The following is a 16,513-nucleotide window of genomic DNA, read 5'->3' as shown; positions in this document are numbered from 1 at the left end:
AGTGGAAGATCATCCTGGAGACGCTCCGCGCGTCCCTGGCCGCCGACGGCAAGAAGTGGACGAACATCGCGGCCGGCATCCGCGGCGTCACCGAGGAGACCACGACGGGCGTCATGCGCCTGTACCAGCTGGCCGCCGCCGGTGAGCTGCTGTTCCCCGCGATCAACGTCAACGACGCCGTGACGAAGTCGAAGTTCGACAACCGCTACGGCATCCGCCACTCGCTGATCGACGGCATCAACCGCGGCACCGACGTCCTGATCGGCGGCAAGGTCTGCGTCGTCGCGGGCTACGGCGACGTCGGCAAGGGCGCCGCCGAGTCCCTGCGCGGCCAGGGCGGCCGGGTCATCGTCACCGAGATCGACCCGATCTGCGCCCTGCAGGCCGCCATGGACGGCTACGACGTCCAGCGCCTCGAGGACGTCCTCGACCGCGCCGACATCATCATCACCACGACGGGCAACAAGGACGTCGTGATGGTCGACCACATGGCGCAGATGAAGCACCAGGCGATCGTCGGCAACATCGGCCACTTCGACAACGAGATCGACATGGCCGGCCTCGCCCGCTACCCCGGCATCCGCCGCAACAACATCAAGCCGCAGGTCGACGAGTGGGTGTTCCCCAACGGCCGCTCGATCATCGTGCTGTCCGAGGGCCGCCTGCTCAACCTCGGCAACGCGACGGGCCACCCGTCGTTCGTCATGTCGAACTCCTTCTCCAACCAGGTGATCGCGCAGATCGAGCTGTTCACCAAGCACGAGGAGTACGACAACGAGGTCTACCGCCTGCCCAAGGTCCTCGACGAGAAGGTCGCCCGCATCCACCTGGAGGCGCTCGGCGGCAAGCTCACGAAGCTGACCAAGGACCAGGCCGAGTACATCGACGTCGACGTCGAGGGCCCGTTCAAGGCGGACCACTACCGCTACTGATCGCTGCTTGACAGGGGCCTCCCGTGCACGTCGCGGGAGGCCCCTGTTTCATGTGCGGCGTGGGATTCTTCGGCACCTATGCGTTCGAGCACGGCGAGTGGAAGACGCTCTCGGAGGGCGAACTGCCGCCTTTGTCCGAGCCCTCGCTGTGGATCGACATCCACGACAGCGACATCACCTCGGTCGTCTACACGCCGGCCGGGCCCGGCAGCGGCGTCGCGTACCTGGGGCTGACGCCGCGCACGTACTTCGAGAACCCGAACGCGTCCGACCCGACCGACGTCCTGCGCGAGGCGTCCGGGCTGGCCGCGTGGTGGGCGTTGGTGTCGTCGGGGTCTGACGTCGTGGCCAAGCAGGCCGAGATCCTCGGGTTCCTCGCCGAGGACGAGAACCCGGACGAGTTCGAGTGGGACGAGTCGGAGGACATCGACGAGATCGACGACGGCGAGGTGTTCGTCGAGGTGAAGACGGCTCGGTTCCTGGCGGCGCTGGACCTGCCGCTGCCCGCCGAACTGACCGACGGTCGCCCGCCGAGCTGACGCAGGGGTCCCCCGGCCAAGGGGACCCCTTGTTTTGATTATCCCAGGCAGCACCGACAATTTTCGGCGGTCGCGTCGCCGCTGCTACCTCTGCGTGAGATGCAGCTGTCTGCTGTGTTCGTCCCGCGCTTGACCGGCGAGATCCGCCACCATCGCGCGCGACTGCGTTTCGTTCAGCGCGATCGCGTCCAGGCGCTCGAAGATCGTTTTGCAGTCCTTGACTCCGGCGGGGTCCTGCACGAACACCTGGGCGATCTCGCAGTCCGTGAAGGCCACGGTGCTGCGCTTCTCGTACTCCCACACCATGTAGTTCGCCATGAAGACGCCCGCCGGGCCACTGGACGCTGGAACGACCCGCAGGGCGTGGCTGAGGAAGAGCAGTCGTCTGAACTGCTCCTCCATCACCGCCGGAGTTCCCACCTGGAGTCGCAGCGCGTTCTCATGGATGAAGTAGGTGCACTCCGGCCGGTCATGGCTCCGCAGGAACGCCTGCCGGTCCATCCGGTGGCGAACAGCCTCTTTGATCCGGTCCGGTGGACGCACCGCGCGCCTCCATCGACAGCGTGCCGAGCCGGCCGGGAGCTTGCACGAAGTAGTGGTCGAACGCCGACCGGTACCTGTCGAGGAAGTCCAGGACGAACTCCTGGCTCTTCCCACACCGCCCGAGGTACTGGACGAGGTCGATCTCGGTGGCGCGCACCTTCCCGTTCTCGATGTTCGACACCTTGCCCGGATCCCACCCGAGCATCCGGGCGATCTTGCGCCCGCGGAACGTCGTGCAGCGCTCCCGCACCTGTCGCAGCTCGTCGCCCAGGTCACGGCTGTAGGGAGTGGACGGATCGCCGATCATGCGAACTGACGCTAGGTGATGGAGCAGCAACAACATCGTGCTCAAACGGGTGGAATCGCGGTTGACGTCCGGGTTTTACTGGCCACGTGCGGACGACCATCATCAAGAAGACCCTGCGCGTGCCCACTTCGGACGGTGCGCCGGGCGACGGCGCCGCCACAGCGCGCCAGCTGGACGCCGCGCTGCTCAACTCCGGCTTCAAGGCCTCGCGTGACCTGCTCGAACACGTCGGCGCCCTCGGGAACGCCGAGGAGTTCGCGGCCGAGGTCGTCCGGGCCGTCAAGGACCTGATCGGCGCGCGCGGGCAGCACAACCCCTACTTCAAGGAGTTCCCGCACAACGTGCCGGACACGCTCGCCTTCTGGCGCGAGTGCCTGCGCGACGCGGTCGAGAAGGGCCTCGAACCGACGAACAACCTCCTCGACCTGCCGAAGTACGGCCGTGTCCAGCACACGTACGAGGAGATGCTGCAGGCGCACGACGAACTGATCCCCTCGCTCAAAGACCGCGTCACGGTCGTGCACCTCGGTGGCACGCTCGAAGAAGAAGTGCAGCGCCTGTTCGAAGAGCTCGCGTCCAGCCCGATCCCGTTGGCGGAGAGCGACCGGATACTGCTCGGCGAGCTGGCCGTGCTGTGTCCGGACGTCAAGGTCGAGGTGCCGGTCCGGGAGAACCGCGCGATCCTCAACGCCGCGCGGCTCGTCGCGCAGCGGCCGCTCGAGGACATCGACACCGTCACCGACGTGCTGCGGCTTGCCGCCGAGGCGTCCGGGGGAGACGTCACGCTCGTCGAGCCGACGCGCTTCCGGTCGTTCCGCCGGCCCGAGCGCCGGGCGTTGCTGAGCGCGTTGAACGAGGTCGCGGCCGCCAAGTTCGGCGACGTCCGGCAGAACCGCGAGGCGTGGAAGCGGCTCGGCGAGCGGCTGCACCCGCACGAGCACCCGTTCGAGAACGCCCGCGACGTGTTCGCGGTGGCGCGCGGGGAGAAGACCGCACGGTCGTTCGCCGGGCAGGTCGAGATGGCGTTCGCCGAGAACGACGCCGACCGCGCGGTGCGGATCCTCGCCAACGCGCCGGGGCTGCTGCTCAGGCAGGTCGACCGGCTGCTCCGCAACGGTGCGCGCGGCCTCGCCGGGCACGTCGAGGCCGCGGTGCCGGAGGTGTCGAGCCGCGTCCTCATCTCGTTGCTCGAACACCTCGCCAACCGCACGGCGCCGGACACGGCCCGCGTCTTCGCGTCGAGGAGCCGCAAGGTCTGGATCGCGGACGACACGCGCGCGCCGCTCGACCGGGACGCCGTCGCGGCGATCACCGAGGTCGTCGAGAACGAGCTGGTCCGCAGGCTGCCGGAGTACTCGGAGCTGCTCGTCGACGACGAGGTCCTCGACGTCGTCGTGCCGGTCTCCGGCACCGAGGAGGGCTTCGGCGTGCTGCCGCGCGGGTCGAAGCTCACGCTCGACGGCGACGTGCTGCGGTTCTTCGTGCACTGGCGCCAGCACGCCAAGCGGACCGACTACGACCTGTCGGCGGTCCTGCTCGGCGAGAACTTCGAGCACCGGGGCCAGGTCTCGTGGACGAGCCTCAAGCTCGGCGGCGCGTACTACTCGGGTGACGTCACGGACGCCACCGACGGCGCGACGGAGTTCATCGACCTGCACCGGAAAGCGATGAAGGCCAAGTACGTGGTGCCGCAGGTGAACATCTACTCGGGGGAGACGTTCGACGACGTCGCCGAGTCGATGTTCGGGTTCATGAGCCGCGACCTCGACCAGATGGGCAAGCCGTTCGAGCCGAGCACGGTCCGGGCGCGTTCTTCCATGCGCGGCAAGGGGAAGGTTGCGCTGCCGGTGATGTTCGAACGGCAGGGCGACAGCTGGACCGGCACCTGGCTGCACCTCTACCTGCGCGGCGCCGCGTGGGGCAACCGCGTCGAGGAGAACCGCGACGTGGTCAAGCTGATCGCCGCGGCGGCGTTGCGGCGCAAGTACTTCACGGTCGCCCGGGTCAGGGACCTGTTCGCGCGCAAGCAGTCCACTGAGGACGCACCGAGGATTCGCATCGCACTCGCGCAGGACGAGGGCGGAGAGATCACGACGGTGGCGGATCTCGGGAAACTGCTGTCGGACTGACGTCGAACGCTGCTAACGTGGTCGGTGCGAGGCCATGAGGGAGCTTCCTTCTAAATCTGGAACCGGAATGCTCTTCGGAGCGCCGGTCTTTAGCCCCCTCGCCCTCCTCGCACCCTAACTCCACTCGACGGCGATGCCCGCGATCCCCGGCCCGACGTCGCCGAAGTACGCGCTGACGACGCCGCCGAGCCCGCACACCAGCTCCTCGACGTCGACCGGCGTGGCGTCGGCCGAGGCGCGGAACTGCTTCATGCAGCGCGCGGGCATCGCGCGTCGGTGGAACGACAGCTGCACGAGGTACGAGCCGCACTTCTCGCGGAACGTCCGGTGGCTGCCCACCGTCGAGCCGCCCGTGTCGTCGACGATCGTGAAGCTGAACACGTGCTCCTCGCCCGCCGCGAGCCGCCGGTCGAACAGCATCTCCACCGCGAGGTTGCGGGAAGTGCTCTCCCTGCGGAGCCGGCCCTGCCGGCAGCCCTCGCCCGCGCGCACCAGGGCGTTCTCGATCAACGACCCGTCGTCGCCGCGGTGCACGGCCAGGTAGCGGTCCGGACCCTGGCGCGTCGCGCGCACGACCAGCCGTGTGGTGATGGAGCGTTGTTCGCGGTGCATGCCGATCTGCACGGTGTCGTGCACGGACAGCACTTCGAGGTCGGCGTTGCCCCGCGCGGCCTCCGGTACGGACTCGAACGTCGCGAGCAACGGCGCCGGGTCCGGCCATGTCGCGACGGGACGCGGCGCGTAGGTGTTCGCGGTGCGCGGGCCGATGAGGTCCAACAAGGACGATGGCGGCAGACGCAGCACGGACTCCAACGCGCGCACGGTCGCCAGTGCTCGTGGCACCTCGGGGTGGCGCAGTCCTCGTTGCCAGTACGAGAGGGTCGACTGACCAACTTGGACACCGAGCTGTTCGAGATGAGCGCGCAGCCGTGCGAGCGAGAGGCCCCGGTGGGCGATCGCCTCGCGCAGTGCGCGGTGGAAAGGCCCGTAGCGCAGCGTCTCGGCGAGAGGGGTCGGCAGACCCCCGGTCGGGGTACCGATCGGTTCGTCGACCGATCCGGCGTGCCCGGAATCCGCGGCCACCGCGGCACCTACCCTTCACACACGCGCCGTGTGACTGTTCACCGTAGTCACTCGTTCTGGTGATCGAAAGATCGGATTTCGCCCGTGTGGGGGATGGGGTGCGGCCGTGTGAGTGGCTGGAACCGGTTCCGTCTACTGTGCGCGCGTGGGAAAGCTCGTAGTGATCGAAGGTCTGGACGGCGCCGGCAAGCGCACCCTCGCCAACGGGTTGACCGAGGCGCTCAACGCCGAGGGCAGGACCGTGGCGATGCACGCGTTCCCGCGGTACGGCGTCAGCGTGCACGCTGACCTGGTCCGCGACGCCCTCTACGGCAACATCGGCGACCTCAGCGACTCGGTCTACGGCATGGCCGTGCTCTACGCGCTCGACCGGCGCGGCGCGGCCGACCAGATCCGCAAGGACCTCGAAGAGCACGACGTCGTGCTGCTCGACCGCTACGTGGCGTCCAACGCCGCCTACAACGCCGCCCGCCTGCACCAGGACGAGACCGGTGAGTTCGTCGAGTGGGTGCGCGCCCTGGAGATCGACCGCTTCGGCCTGCCCGTGCCGGACCTGCACCTGCTGCTGCGCGTGCCCGTGGAGGTCGCGGCGGAGCGCGCCGCCAAGCGCGAGCAGGACGACGACTCCCGCGCTCGCGACATCTACGAGTCCGACGGGTCGCTGCAGTCCCGGTGCGGGGTGGTTTACGACGGGTTGGCGAAGGTCGGCTGGCTCGCCCCGTGGCACGTGGTCGACGGGCGGTCGAATGTGAACTTCTCTTCGCTCCTGGGACCGCTGTTCACTCCTTGAGCGGTCGCTCACGTGGGTATCGGTCGACATGATCGTGTTCGACTCGTCACTGTGAGTGCATGGGGATAGCCGGTCGTCAGGCTCGTGCGGGCCGCCGGCAGTCCGGCGTGGAGGATCCGGGTCCGCCTTCCGCACGGCCTGAGAACGCCTGGTAACGAAAGGTGTTCGGCGCGCGGTTACTCCCGCGACGAGCAGGCCGAATCGGGCGAGGTGGGGTACGTGGAACGACAGTTCCGGCCGGTTACCGAACGAGCGCACACCGCCACCAGCGGCAACGGAACCTGGGTGGTGCGCGAACGCGCGACCGGGAGTGCGACGATGTTGAGTATGAAGGCACGCGTGCTCGTCGTCGATGACGACCCCGCCCTGGCGGAGATGCTGACGATCGTGTTGCGCGGGGAGGGCTTCGACACCGCGGTGGTCGCCGACGGTGCCCGTGCCCTGCCCGCGCTGCGCGAGCTCAAGCCCGACCTCGTGCTGCTCGACCTGATGCTGCCCGGCATGAACGGCATCGACGTCTGCAAGGCGATCAGGTCCGAGTCGGGCGTGCCGATCGTGATGCTCACCGCGAAGAGCGACACGGTCGACGTGGTGCTGGGTCTCGAGTCCGGTGCGGACGACTACGTCGTCAAGCCGTTCAAGCCCAAGGAGCTGGTGGCCCGCATCCGGGCGCGCCTGCGCCGCACGGAGGCCGAGCCCTCCGAGGTGCTGCAGATCGGCGACCTCACGATCGACGTCCCGGGCCACGAGGTGCTGCGCGAGGGCAGGCCGATCCAGCTCACGCCGCTGGAGTTCGACCTCCTCGTCGCGCTGGCCCGCAAGCCGCGCCAGGTGTTCACCCGCGAGGTTCTGCTCGAGCAGGTGTGGGGGTACCGCCACGCGGCCGACACCCGTCTGGTGAACGTCCACGTGCAGCGGCTGCGTTCGAAGGTCGAACGGGACCCGGAACACCCCGAGGTGGTGTTGACTGTCCGCGGTGTCGGGTACAAGGCCGGCCCTCCGTGACAGGTGGCTCATGAAGTTCGTACGGCCGGTCGTCGCGAAGACGCGCTTCCTCGTCGAGGAGGCGCGCAAGCGATGGGCCGCGTTCGGTGACCTGTGGCGTCGTTCGCTGCAGCTGCGCGTGGTCGTGTCCACGCTCGCGTTGTCGTCCGCCGTGGTGTTCGTGCTGGGCATGGTCCTGCAGATGCAGATCACCAACCAGCTGCTGAACACCAAGGACGAGGCCGCGGTGCGCCAGGCGATGGCCTCGCGCAACCTGATCCAGTCCGACCTGGTGGGTCTCAACCCCGGTCCGGACAGCGTGCAGACGCGGTTCACCAGCGCGATCAACAAGCTCGCCGTCGGTGGTTCCGGGACGGACGCCACCACGGCGGGAGCCGGCGCGTTCGAACCCGTCCTGGCCGACGGGCTGGGGTCGAGCGGCGCCGGGCGCGTGCCGTCCGTCGGACCGCTGGAGGACGTCCCCCGCGGCCTGCGCGAGATGGTCGAGAACGGCGACGAGGGCACCCAGATCCACACGGTGCAACGCGACGGCACGGCCACCACGCTCTTCGTCGTGGGCCTGCCGATGAGCACGTCCGCGCGGTCCATGCAGCTGTACCTGATCTTCCCGCTGACCGCCGAGCAGCGGACCGCCGAGGTCGTGCAGTCGACGCTCGCGGTCGGCGGCATCGTGCTGCTGGTCCTGCTCGCGCTGATCGCGAACCTCGTGACGCGCCAGGTCGTGCGACCCGTGCGGCAGGCCGCCGAGGTCGCGGAGCGGTTCGCGGACGGCGTCCTGCACGAACGCATGCACGTCGTCGGCGAGGACGACGTGGCCCGGCTGGCCGAGTCGTTCAACGAGATGGCCGAGTCGATCCAGGCCCAGTTCAAGCAGCTGGAGGAGTTCGGCCAGCTGCAACGCCGGTTCACCTCCGACGTCTCGCACGAGCTGCGCACGCCGTTGACGACCGTGCGCATGGCCGCGGACGTCCTGCACGCCTCGCGCGAGCAGTTCCCCGCTGGTCTCGCCCGCTCCACCGAGCTGCTGGTCGACGAGCTCGACAGGTTCGAGTCGCTGCTGGGCGACCTGCTGGAGATCTCCCGCCTGGACGCCGGCGTCGAGGAGCTGACCGCCGACCAGGTCGACATCCGCGTGCTGGCCCGGCGCGCGCACGACTCGGTGCGCGCGATCTCCACCTCCGCCAACTCGCCGGTCGTGCTGGACCTGCCGGAGACCGAGCTCGTGGCGGAGCTCGACTCCCGCCGCGTGGAGCGGATCCTGCGCAACCTGCTCGCCAACGCCATCGACCACGGCGAGGGCCAGCCGGTCGAGCTGACCATGCGCGGCAACGACAACGCCGTCGCGATCACCGTGCGGGACCACGGCGTCGGCCTGCGCCAGGGCGAGGCCGAGCTGGTGTTCAGCCGCTTCTGGCGCGCCGACCCGTCGCGCAACCGCCGCACCGGCGGCACGGGCCTCGGCCTGTCGATCTCGCTGGAGGACGCACGTCTGCACGGCGGCTGGCTGGAGGCGTGGGGCGAACCCGGCCACGGCGCCGTCTTCCGGTTGACGTTGCCCCGCACACACGGCGAGGAGCTGCGCGAGAGCCCGTTGCCCCTGGCTCCCGCCGGCGCGGGCGTGCCCGCGGTCGTGGTGGACGAGCCCGTCGTCGAGGAACCGGAAGAGGTCGAGCTCAGGCCGGAGGAGCTCACCTGGCAGCCGGCGCAGCCCGTGGACGGTCCCGCGGAGCCGGAGCCGGAGTCCGAACGGGACTTCGAGGCCTCGCCGTCGTCGAGAGATGTTTCGGAGGAAGTGCGGTGAAGCGGCTGACGGTGCTGGTGCTCGCCCTCGTGACCCTGTCGGCGTGCGCCGCGATCCCGACGAACACCCAGCCGAAGCCGATCGGCGCCAAGGACGGCAAGTCGTCGAACACGGTCAACGCGCCCGAACCGCGGCAGAACATCGACCCGTTCATGCTCGTGCGCGACTTCATCGACGCGACCTCGAACCCGGAGAGGGACTTCGCGGCCGCCCGCGCCTTCCTGACCCCCGAGGCCAACCAGAAGTGGGACACCAAGAACCCCACGATCATCGACCAGACCTTCGCGACCGTGCCGACGTCCCAGGTGCCGCAGACGGCGCAGGACAAGACGCAGACCGTGCTGCTGCAGGGCAAGTACGTCGGCCGGCTGGGCAACGACAACTCGTTCGTGCCGCGCCTCGGCGACGTGTCGCAGGTGGTGAGGCTGGAGCGCAACAACGAGAACCAGTGGCGCATCTCCGAGCCGCCGCCGGGCGTCTACATGCCGCAGAACCAGTTCATCACCAACTACCGCCGCGTCACGCTCTACTTCTACAACCCCGAGTTCACCGTGCTGGTGCCGGACCCGCGCTACGTCGTGATCCCGCCCGCCACGAGCATCCCCACCCGCGTGACGGAGCTGCTGATCAAGGGCCCCGGCGACGCGGTGCGCGACACGCTGGTGAGCGCGCTCGGCCCCGACACCGACGTCTTCTCCGAGACCAAGGAGTCCGACGACGGCGCGATGGAGGTCAACCTCACCAAGGTGGGCAAGGACCTGACGCCCGAGAAGCGCAAGCAGATCGTCGCGCAGATCGTGAAGTCGTACTCCGGCGTCACCTCGTCGCGCGTCCGGGTGCTCGTGGACGGGCAGCAGATCCTGCCCGACCAGCGCGACTACCGGCCGTCCGACGTGTCGGCGACCGCGGGCGAGTCGTTGCTGGCGCTGAATGCGAACCTCCAGGGAATGCTCGTGGTGGACGGGACCGTCCGCTCGCTGGCCGACGGCAACGCGATCAAGGGCCCGGCGGGCAACGGCGCCTACAACGCCGTGAGCGCCGCCCAGTCCCTCGACGGCTCCCGCTTGGCCGTGGTGACCAGGGCGGGCGGCGGCATGCGCCTGCTCGTCGGCGAGCTCGAGCAGGACCTGCCGGAGGTGGACCTGCGCGCCACGACGCTGTCGCGCCCGACGTGGCTGCTCTCCAGCGGCCCGAAGGAACCGGGCGCCGAAGTCTGGACGGCCGTCGACGGCACCTCGGTGACCCGCGTGACCCGCTCGGACAGCGGCTGGACCGCCAAGGGCGTCAACATCACCGACGTCACGCCGTTCGGCCCCATCAACGAGCTGCGCCTGTCCCGCGACGGCACGCGAGCGGCCATGGTGATCGCCGGCAAGCTCTACGTGGCCTCCGTGGTGCGCAACAACCAGGACGTGGCCCTGCGCTCACCCCGCCAGATACAGCCCTCGACGCTGGGGTCGACCGTGCAGTCGATCGACTGGCTCTCGCAGGACGTGCTGGTGGTCTCCTCCTCCCTGCCGGCGCTGCCGGTCACCAAGGTCTACGCGGACGGCTACAAGCTCGACCGCTACAGCCAGTCGAACCTGACCGTGCCGGTCGGGTCGGTGGCGGCGGCACCCGCGCGTCAGGTGCAGGTGATCGACCCCTCCGGGTTGTGGTCGGCGTCGGACATCACCGACGTGTGGCGGTCGAGCGCGATCCGGGTGTCGCCGGGCGCGCTGGTGTTCTACCCGGGCTGAGGGCACGGGCGTTCGAACAGTCGTGTGCGACGGCTCGGGTTCGCCTGAGCCTCCGGACGCCCCTCACAGCCCCGGCTGGTGCGGGCGGGCCGACGTCAGCGCCACCACCGCGTGCGTCCGCACCCCGGCTCCGCGCAGCGCCCGCACGCAGGCCGCGGCCGTCGCCCCGGTCGTGATCACGTCGTCGAGCAGCACGGTGGTCCCCGGCGGCGGCCTGCCGCAGACCTCCACCCGCCCGGCCAGGTTCTGCCGGCGCGCTCCTGCCGTCAGGCCCACCGAGTCCACGACGCCGGCTCCCAGCCGCAGCACGGGCGCCACCGGGGCGGTCCAGACCGCCTTGGCGACGCGCAGCATGTGGTCGCCGCCCCTGCCGCGGGCGGCGCTGCGGCGGGACGGGGCCGGCACGAGGGTCCACGGGCCGGGGCCCACCGCGATCAGGGCGCACGCCACCAGTGCGCCGAACCACGCTGAGAGCTCGCGTGCGCCTCGTTCCTTGAAGCCGAGCACGAGTTCCCTCGCGGCGCCGTGGTAGGCGGCCAGCGTCCATACTGGCGGGCCGACACCGGGCACCTGGACCGGTGTGGGCGGGCCGAAGTCCGCGAGACACGTGGCGCAGCAGGCGGTGCCGCGCAGGCCGCAACCGGCGCATGTGGACGGCAGGATCAAGCCGAGTGCTGTCATGGGTCCAGGATGGCGGTGGGGTCTGACAGAAAATCGGGGTGCGTTCCGCGCCGGGGTCTTTCGGCACCGCCCACACGAGTGAAGTTCTCGTTGCGTTGTCGATCTCCACCGGGGACTCGCGGCGCGCGGCGGACCGGTTCGCCACCAGTTGCGTGACGACTTTCCAAGATCGGCCGGCTCGTTTCGACCCGTTCGTCCCAGCGAACCGGTGAACCGGTGTTTCGGATCCGGGCCGTCCGCACGTCGGTGCTCGCGACCAGGTCCCGTCCGATCCCGTCCACCGCCTCCCGGACGACCTCTCCGGACGCCCGTTGCGCACCGTAGAAGTTAACGCTTATTCACATGTCTGGCTGACCAGCGGTTATTCATGGAAATAACGACGGTCCGAGTACGGCGGGTGATCAACGGCCTTGTCCGCGAATGGGCGAAATCCGCCGTTCAGCCGGTCGTGACTGGCTCGTGATCGGGCTTCGGCACCGATCAGTTCTGTTGAAAGAAGCGTCGCGGAGTCCCACTCGGTGGTTCGGAATCGATCTCTTCCAGGTTTCGGGAACATGACGCGCCGGTCGCCCGTTGGCTGGGTATGAGGCCGCGCCGGGACCCGTTTGACGCAGCAGGGCTGCCGTCGAGTGTCGGCCCGCGTGTGCGCCGTAAGGGTGAGTCAGGGGTCCGGGGGTTTGGTTCGGCGCACGCTCGGGAAACGCTTGGCAACGCACTGTCGTCGCGCTCCGTAGTCACCGAAAAATCTCGCTGTTCCCCCGGCAAGGGGGCTTACGCGACGGTGAATCCCAAGCTAACGTGCACCGCTATCAGCGTTCCCGGCTCTCGGGGAGGAGGCGAACAGCCCATGACCCTGGCGCCGTGAGAGCCGCCGAGGACGACCCTCTGCGACACAATCCGCGATCCAAGATCGACACGGCGTTTCTGAATCAGTCCAGCCAAAGCTCGCAGCAAAGCGAGGGAGGTCGTGTATGGACATCGTCGTTAAGGGCCGCAACGTCGAGGTGCCCGATCACTACAGGGTGCACGTCGCCGAAAAGCTGGCCCGGCTTGAGCGCTACGACCGCAAGGTCATCCGCTTCGACGTGGAGCTTTTCCACGAGCCGAACCGCCGGCAGTCGAAGAACTGCCAACGGGTCGAAATCACCGGCAAGGGACGTGGACCCGTGGTCCGTTCCGAAGCCTGCGCGGGTGACTTCTACGCCGCGCTCGACGCGGCGGTCGCGAAGCTCGAGAACCGCCTACGCCGGTCTCACGACCGCAGGCGAGTCCACCACGGGGCCCGCGCCCCGATCTCGGTGGCCGAAGCGACGAGCGGACTGGTCGAACCGTCCGCCGGCGAGAGCATGACGTCGCACCGCGCCAAGACCGCGGTGCTCGACGCACCCGAGGCCGACTACGAGGGCATGGCGGAAGTGCCCGCGCAGCGTTGGGACGACGGCCTCGAAGACAAGTTGCCCGGACGCGTCGTACGCGAGAAGGAGCACGCCGCCAAACCGATGACCGTCGACCAGGCCCTCTACGAGATGGAACTGGTCGGACACGACTTCTACCTGTTCGCCGACACCGAGTGCGGACGCCCCAGTGTCGTCTACCGCCGGAAGGGGTTCGACTACGGCGTGATCAGGCTCGCCTGACCCGCTGACCCGATTCCTCCGACCGCCGCCGCCCCGCACCCCTCGTGTGCGGGGCGGCGGCGCGCGTCTACCGCCGCCCGGACCCATTTCCGCACCCGGATCTTCACCGTCAAGGTGAACTTGGCCCGGTCAGGAACCTTCCCGTGGTCCTCCAGCGTTCTCCACTCCAGTAGCCGAGCTGGGGGCAAGGCCACAGGCGAGCGGTGCAAGTGCGTGCAAACGGGACCTGACCTGCGCATACCAGGTCGGTTGTCCCAATCCGCCTGTGTCCGTGCACACATCTTGGCGACTTGCCTACGATGGGCAGGGGAAAGGCGTCCGACGAGGGCGCGCCGCGATACAGGTGATGAGGTCTATCCAGATGGTGCTGTCCCGACTGCTCCGCTCCGGCGAGGGCAAGATGCTCAAGCGCCTCCGCAACATCGCCAACGCCATCAACAGCCTCGAAGATGACGTTGTCGACCTCTCCGACGCCGAGTTGCGCGCGAAGACCGACGAGTTCAAGAGGCGCTACGCCGACGGCGAGTCGCTCGACGAGCTGCTGCCGGAGGCCTTCGCCGTCGCCCGCGAGGCCGCGAAGCGCACCCTGGGTCAGCGCCCCTACGACGTGCAGCTCATGGGTGGTGCCGCGCTGCACCTCGGCCAGATCTCCGAGATGCGCACCGGTGAGGGCAAGACGCTGACCTCGGTCATGCCCGTCTACCTCAACGCCATCGCCGGCAAGGGCGTCCACGTCATCACCACGAACGACTACCTGGCCAAGCGCGACGCGGACTGGATGGGCCGCGTGCACCGCTTCCTGGGCCTGACCGTCGGCGCGATCCTCTCCGAGATGACGCCCGAGCAGCGGCGCGTGTCCTACAACTCGGACGTCACCTACGGCACGAACAACGAGTTCGGCTTCGACTACCTGCGCGACAACATGGCGTGGAGCCTGGACGAGTGCGTGCAGCGCGGCCACTTCTTCGCGATCGTCGACGAGGTCGACTCGATCCTCATCGACGAGGCCCGCACGCCGCTGATCATCTCCGGCCCCGCCGAGCAGTCGGCGCGCTGGTACACGGAGTTCGCGCGGCTGGCCCCGCGGATGCGCGGCATCGACGTCACGACGCTCTCGCAGAAGGAGCGCCTGGAGGTCGTCGAGGAGAAGTCGAAGTCGTACCACTACCAGTACGACGAGAAGAAGCGCACGATCGCCGTCACCGAGCTCGGTGTGGAGTTCATCGAGGACCAGCTCGGCATCGACAACCTCTACGAGGCCGCGAACACGCCGCTGGTGGGCTACCTGAACAACGCCCTCAAGGCGAAGGAGCTCTACAACCGCGACAAGGACTACATCGTCCGCAACGGTGAAGTCATGATCGTCGATGAGTTCACGGGCCGCGTGCTCGCCGGTCGCCGCTACAACGAGGGCATGCACCAGGCGATCGAGGCCAAGGAAGGCGTCGAGATCAAGGCGGAGAACCAGACCCTCGCCACGATCACGCTGCAGAACTACTTCCGCCTCTACGAGAAGCTCGGCGGCATGACCGGTACCGCCGAGACCGAGGCGGCCGAGTTCCACCAGACCTACAAGCTGGGCGTCGTCCCGATCCCGACGAACCGCCCGCCGCAGCGCAAGGACATGCCCGACCTCGTCTACAAGAGCGAGGAGGCGAAGTTCGACGCGGTCGCCGACGACATCGCGGAGAAGCACGAGAAGGGCCAGCCGGTCCTGATCGGCACCACGAGCGTCGAGCGCTCCGAGTACCTGTCGAAGCTGCTGGTGCGCAGGGGCATCCCGCACGAGGTCCTGAACGCGAAGCACCACGACCGCGAGGCGCTGATCATCGCGAAGGCGGGCCGCAAGGGCGCCGTCACGGTCGCGACGAACATGGCCGGTCGCGGTACCGACATCGTGCTGGGCGGCAACCCGGACATCATCGCCGACCACGAGCTGCGCGAGCGCGGCCTCGACCCGGTGGAGACGCCGGAGGAGTACGAGGCCGAGTGGGCGAAGGTCGTCGAGGAGCTGACGACCCAGGGCAAGGCGGAGGCCGACGAGGTCCGCGAGGCCGGCGGTCTCTACGTCCTCGGCACCGAGCGCCACGAGTCGCGCCGCATCGACAACCAGCTCCGCGGCCGCACCGGCCGTCAGGGCGACCCCGGTGAGTCGCGCTTCTACCTGTCGCTGCAGGACGAGCTGATGCGCCGTTTCAACGCGTCCATGGTCGAGATGGTCATGACGCGCCTGAACGTGCCGGACGACGTGCCGATCGAGCACAAGATGGTCACCCGCGCCATCCGCAGCGCGCAGACGCAGGTCGAGCAGCAGAACTTCGAGATCCGCAAGAACGTCCTCAAGTACGACGAGGTCATGAACCGCCAGCGCACGGTGATCTACGCCGAGCGCCGCCGCGTCCTCGAGGGCGAAGACCTGAAGGACCAGGTCGAGCACATGATCGTCAGCGTCGTGGAGGAGTACGTCAACGGCGCCACGGCCGACGGGTACGCCGAGGACTGGGACTTCGAGAAGCTCTGGACCGCGCTCAGGACCCTCTACCCGGTGTCGCTGGACCCGAAGGAGATCCTCGAGTCCGATGAGGACGTCACGCGCGAGTACCTGCGCGAGCTCCTCGTCGAGGACGCGCTGAAGGCCTACCGCGACCGCGAGGCCGACATCGACGGCCGCGTCGGCGAGGGCGCCACCCGCGAGCTGGAGCGCCGCGTGCTGCTGTCCGTCCTGGACCGCAAGTGGCGCGAGCACCTGTACGAGATGGACTACTTGAAGGAGGGCATCGGCCTGCGCGCCATGGCGCAGCGCGACCCCCTCATCGAGTACCAGCGCGAGGGCTTCGACATGTTCAACGCGATGCTCGACGCGTTGAAGGAGGAGATCGTCGGCTTCCTGTTCAACCTCCAGGTCGAGGCGGCCGAGCCGGAACCCGCGGAGCCCGAGGTCCCCGTGACCCTGGCCGCGGCTCCGCAGGCCCTGCCGCAGGTGAGCTCGGGGTCGCAGAGCGGTGCGCGTGCCCGTGCCCGCGCGGCGGCCGCCGCCCAGCAGCAGGCGCAGCAGCAGGCTCAAGCCCCGTCTGGTCCGGCCATGGCGCAGCTGTCGAGCGGCAGCGCCATCCCGCCCGCCCTGCGCGGCAAGGGCTTGGGCGGCCCCGGTCAGCAGAACCTGAGCTACAGCGGCCCGGCCGAGGACGGCGGCGTGGAGCAGCACGCCGAGTCCAACGGCGGTGGCGGCGGTCAGCAGGGCGGCACCCGCAAGGAGCGTCGCGAGGCGGCCCGTCAGGCGGCGAAGAACCAGCGCCGCACCCGGTGATCTGACCGGCAGTGCTCCGC

General features: G+C 68.9%; 13 protein-coding genes. 9 read left to right on the top strand and 4 right to left on the bottom strand.

Annotated features, from left to right (window positions below):
- Both VF330_RS21875 and VF330_RS21870 read left to right on the top strand, forming a co-directional pair.
- A partial coding sequence (locus VF330_RS21875) for an adenosylhomocysteinase (RefSeq protein WP_330853498.1) occupies nucleotides 1–932 on the top strand: 932 nt, incomplete at its 5' end.
- Nucleotides 933–991: 59 nt separating this feature from the next.
- Nucleotides 992–1,471, top strand: coding sequence for a hypothetical protein (locus VF330_RS21870; protein ID WP_330853497.1), 480 nt, complete (start codon nucleotides 992–994; stop codon nucleotides 1,469–1,471).
- 84 nt (nucleotides 1,472–1,555) lie between these two features.
- Here the strand turns inward: VF330_RS21870 and VF330_RS21865 are convergent, their stop codons facing one another.
- Both VF330_RS21865 and VF330_RS21860 read right to left on the bottom strand, forming a co-directional pair.
- The gene (locus VF330_RS21865) at nucleotides 1,556–2,014 is read right to left on the bottom strand and encodes a DUF5753 domain-containing protein (RefSeq protein ID WP_330853496.1); all 459 of its coding nucleotides are present in this window, start codon (nucleotides 2,012–2,014) and stop codon (nucleotides 1,556–1,558) included.
- Nucleotides 1,941–2,321 carry a helix-turn-helix transcriptional regulator gene (locus tag VF330_RS21860; protein ID WP_330853495.1) on the bottom strand — a complete coding sequence of 127 codons (381 nt, stop codon included), beginning with the start codon at nucleotides 2,319–2,321 and terminating at the stop codon, nucleotides 1,941–1,943. The genes VF330_RS21865 and VF330_RS21860 overlap by 74 nt, the downstream gene beginning before the upstream one ends.
- 86 nt (nucleotides 2,322–2,407) lie before the next feature.
- Here VF330_RS21860 and VF330_RS21855 point away from each other — a divergent pair, with 86 nt between their 5' ends.
- Nucleotides 2,408–4,450, top strand: a complete 2,043-nt coding sequence (locus VF330_RS21855) for a hypothetical protein (protein ID WP_330853494.1) — start codon at nucleotides 2,408–2,410, stop codon at nucleotides 4,448–4,450.
- Between the two features lie 114 nt (nucleotides 4,451–4,564).
- On the opposite strand, the gene VF330_RS21850 is transcribed toward VF330_RS21855, so the two are convergent.
- Complete coding sequence (locus VF330_RS21850) at nucleotides 4,565–5,533, bottom strand: hypothetical protein (RefSeq protein ID WP_330853493.1); 969 nt, start codon at nucleotides 5,531–5,533, stop codon at nucleotides 4,565–4,567.
- 145 nt (nucleotides 5,534–5,678) lie between these two features.
- Here VF330_RS21850 and VF330_RS21845 point away from each other — a divergent pair, with 145 nt between their 5' ends.
- The 4 genes from VF330_RS21845 to VF330_RS21830 all read left to right on the top strand — a co-directional run bounded on the left by VF330_RS21845 (nucleotide 5,679) and on the right by VF330_RS21830 (nucleotide 10,868).
- A complete protein-coding gene (locus tag VF330_RS21845; protein ID WP_330853492.1) occupies nucleotides 5,679–6,323 on the top strand; it encodes a dTMP kinase in 645 nt (214 codons plus the stop codon).
- A gap of 327 nt (nucleotides 6,324–6,650) precedes the next feature.
- A complete protein-coding gene (mtrA, locus tag VF330_RS21840; RefSeq protein WP_030471262.1) occupies nucleotides 6,651–7,328 on the top strand; it encodes an MtrAB system response regulator MtrA in 678 nt (225 codons plus the stop codon).
- 10 nt (nucleotides 7,329–7,338) lie between these two features.
- Nucleotides 7,339–9,129: an MtrAB system histidine kinase MtrB gene (gene mtrB / locus VF330_RS21835; protein ID WP_330853491.1), complete on the top strand. Its 1,791-nt coding sequence runs from the start codon at nucleotides 7,339–7,341 to the stop codon at nucleotides 9,127–9,129.
- Nucleotides 9,126–10,868: an LpqB family beta-propeller domain-containing protein gene (locus tag VF330_RS21830; protein WP_330853490.1), complete on the top strand. Its 1,743-nt coding sequence runs from the start codon at nucleotides 9,126–9,128 to the stop codon at nucleotides 10,866–10,868. The genes mtrB and VF330_RS21830 overlap by 4 nt, the downstream gene beginning before the upstream one ends.
- 63 nt (nucleotides 10,869–10,931) lie before the next feature.
- Here the strand turns inward: VF330_RS21830 and VF330_RS21825 are convergent, their stop codons facing one another.
- A complete protein-coding gene (locus VF330_RS21825) occupies nucleotides 10,932–11,549 on the bottom strand; it encodes a phosphoribosyltransferase (protein WP_330853489.1) in 618 nt (205 codons plus the stop codon).
- 971 nt (nucleotides 11,550–12,520) lie between these two features.
- Between VF330_RS21825 and hpf the strand changes: the two genes are divergently transcribed.
- Nucleotides 12,521–13,186, top strand: a complete 666-nt coding sequence (hpf, locus tag VF330_RS21820; protein ID WP_330853488.1) for a ribosome hibernation-promoting factor, HPF/YfiA family — start codon at nucleotides 12,521–12,523, stop codon at nucleotides 13,184–13,186.
- Between the two features lie 361 nt (nucleotides 13,187–13,547).
- The gene (gene secA / locus VF330_RS21815; RefSeq protein WP_330853487.1) at nucleotides 13,548–16,493 is read left to right on the top strand and encodes a preprotein translocase subunit SecA; all 2,946 of its coding nucleotides are present in this window, start codon (nucleotides 13,548–13,550) and stop codon (nucleotides 16,491–16,493) included.
- Nucleotides 16,494–16,513 lie beyond the last annotated feature (20 nt).

The sequence above is a fragment of the Lentzea sp. genome, assembly GCF_036380075.1.
Lineage (GTDB): Bacteria > Actinomycetota > Actinomycetes > Mycobacteriales > Pseudonocardiaceae > Lentzea.
This window is presented reverse-complemented; position numbering and strand designations above follow the sequence as displayed.

Coding starts and splice junctions, on each gene's coding strand:
- VF330_RS21860 (WP_330853495.1), bottom strand. CDS start 2,321: ATGATCGGCGATCCGTCCACTCCCTACAGCCGTGACCTGGGCGACGAG.
- mtrA (WP_030471262.1), top strand. CDS start 6,651: ATGAAGGCACGCGTGCTCGTCGTCGATGACGACCCCGCCCTGGCGGAG.
- mtrB (WP_330853491.1), top strand. CDS start 7,339: ATGAAGTTCGTACGGCCGGTCGTCGCGAAGACGCGCTTCCTCGTCGAG.
- VF330_RS21825 (WP_330853489.1), bottom strand. CDS start 11,549: ATGACAGCACTCGGCTTGATCCTGCCGTCCACATGCGCCGGTTGCGGC.
- hpf (WP_330853488.1), top strand. CDS start 12,521: ATGGACATCGTCGTTAAGGGCCGCAACGTCGAGGTGCCCGATCACTAC.
- secA (WP_330853487.1), top strand. CDS start 13,548: ATGGTGCTGTCCCGACTGCTCCGCTCCGGCGAGGGCAAGATGCTCAAG.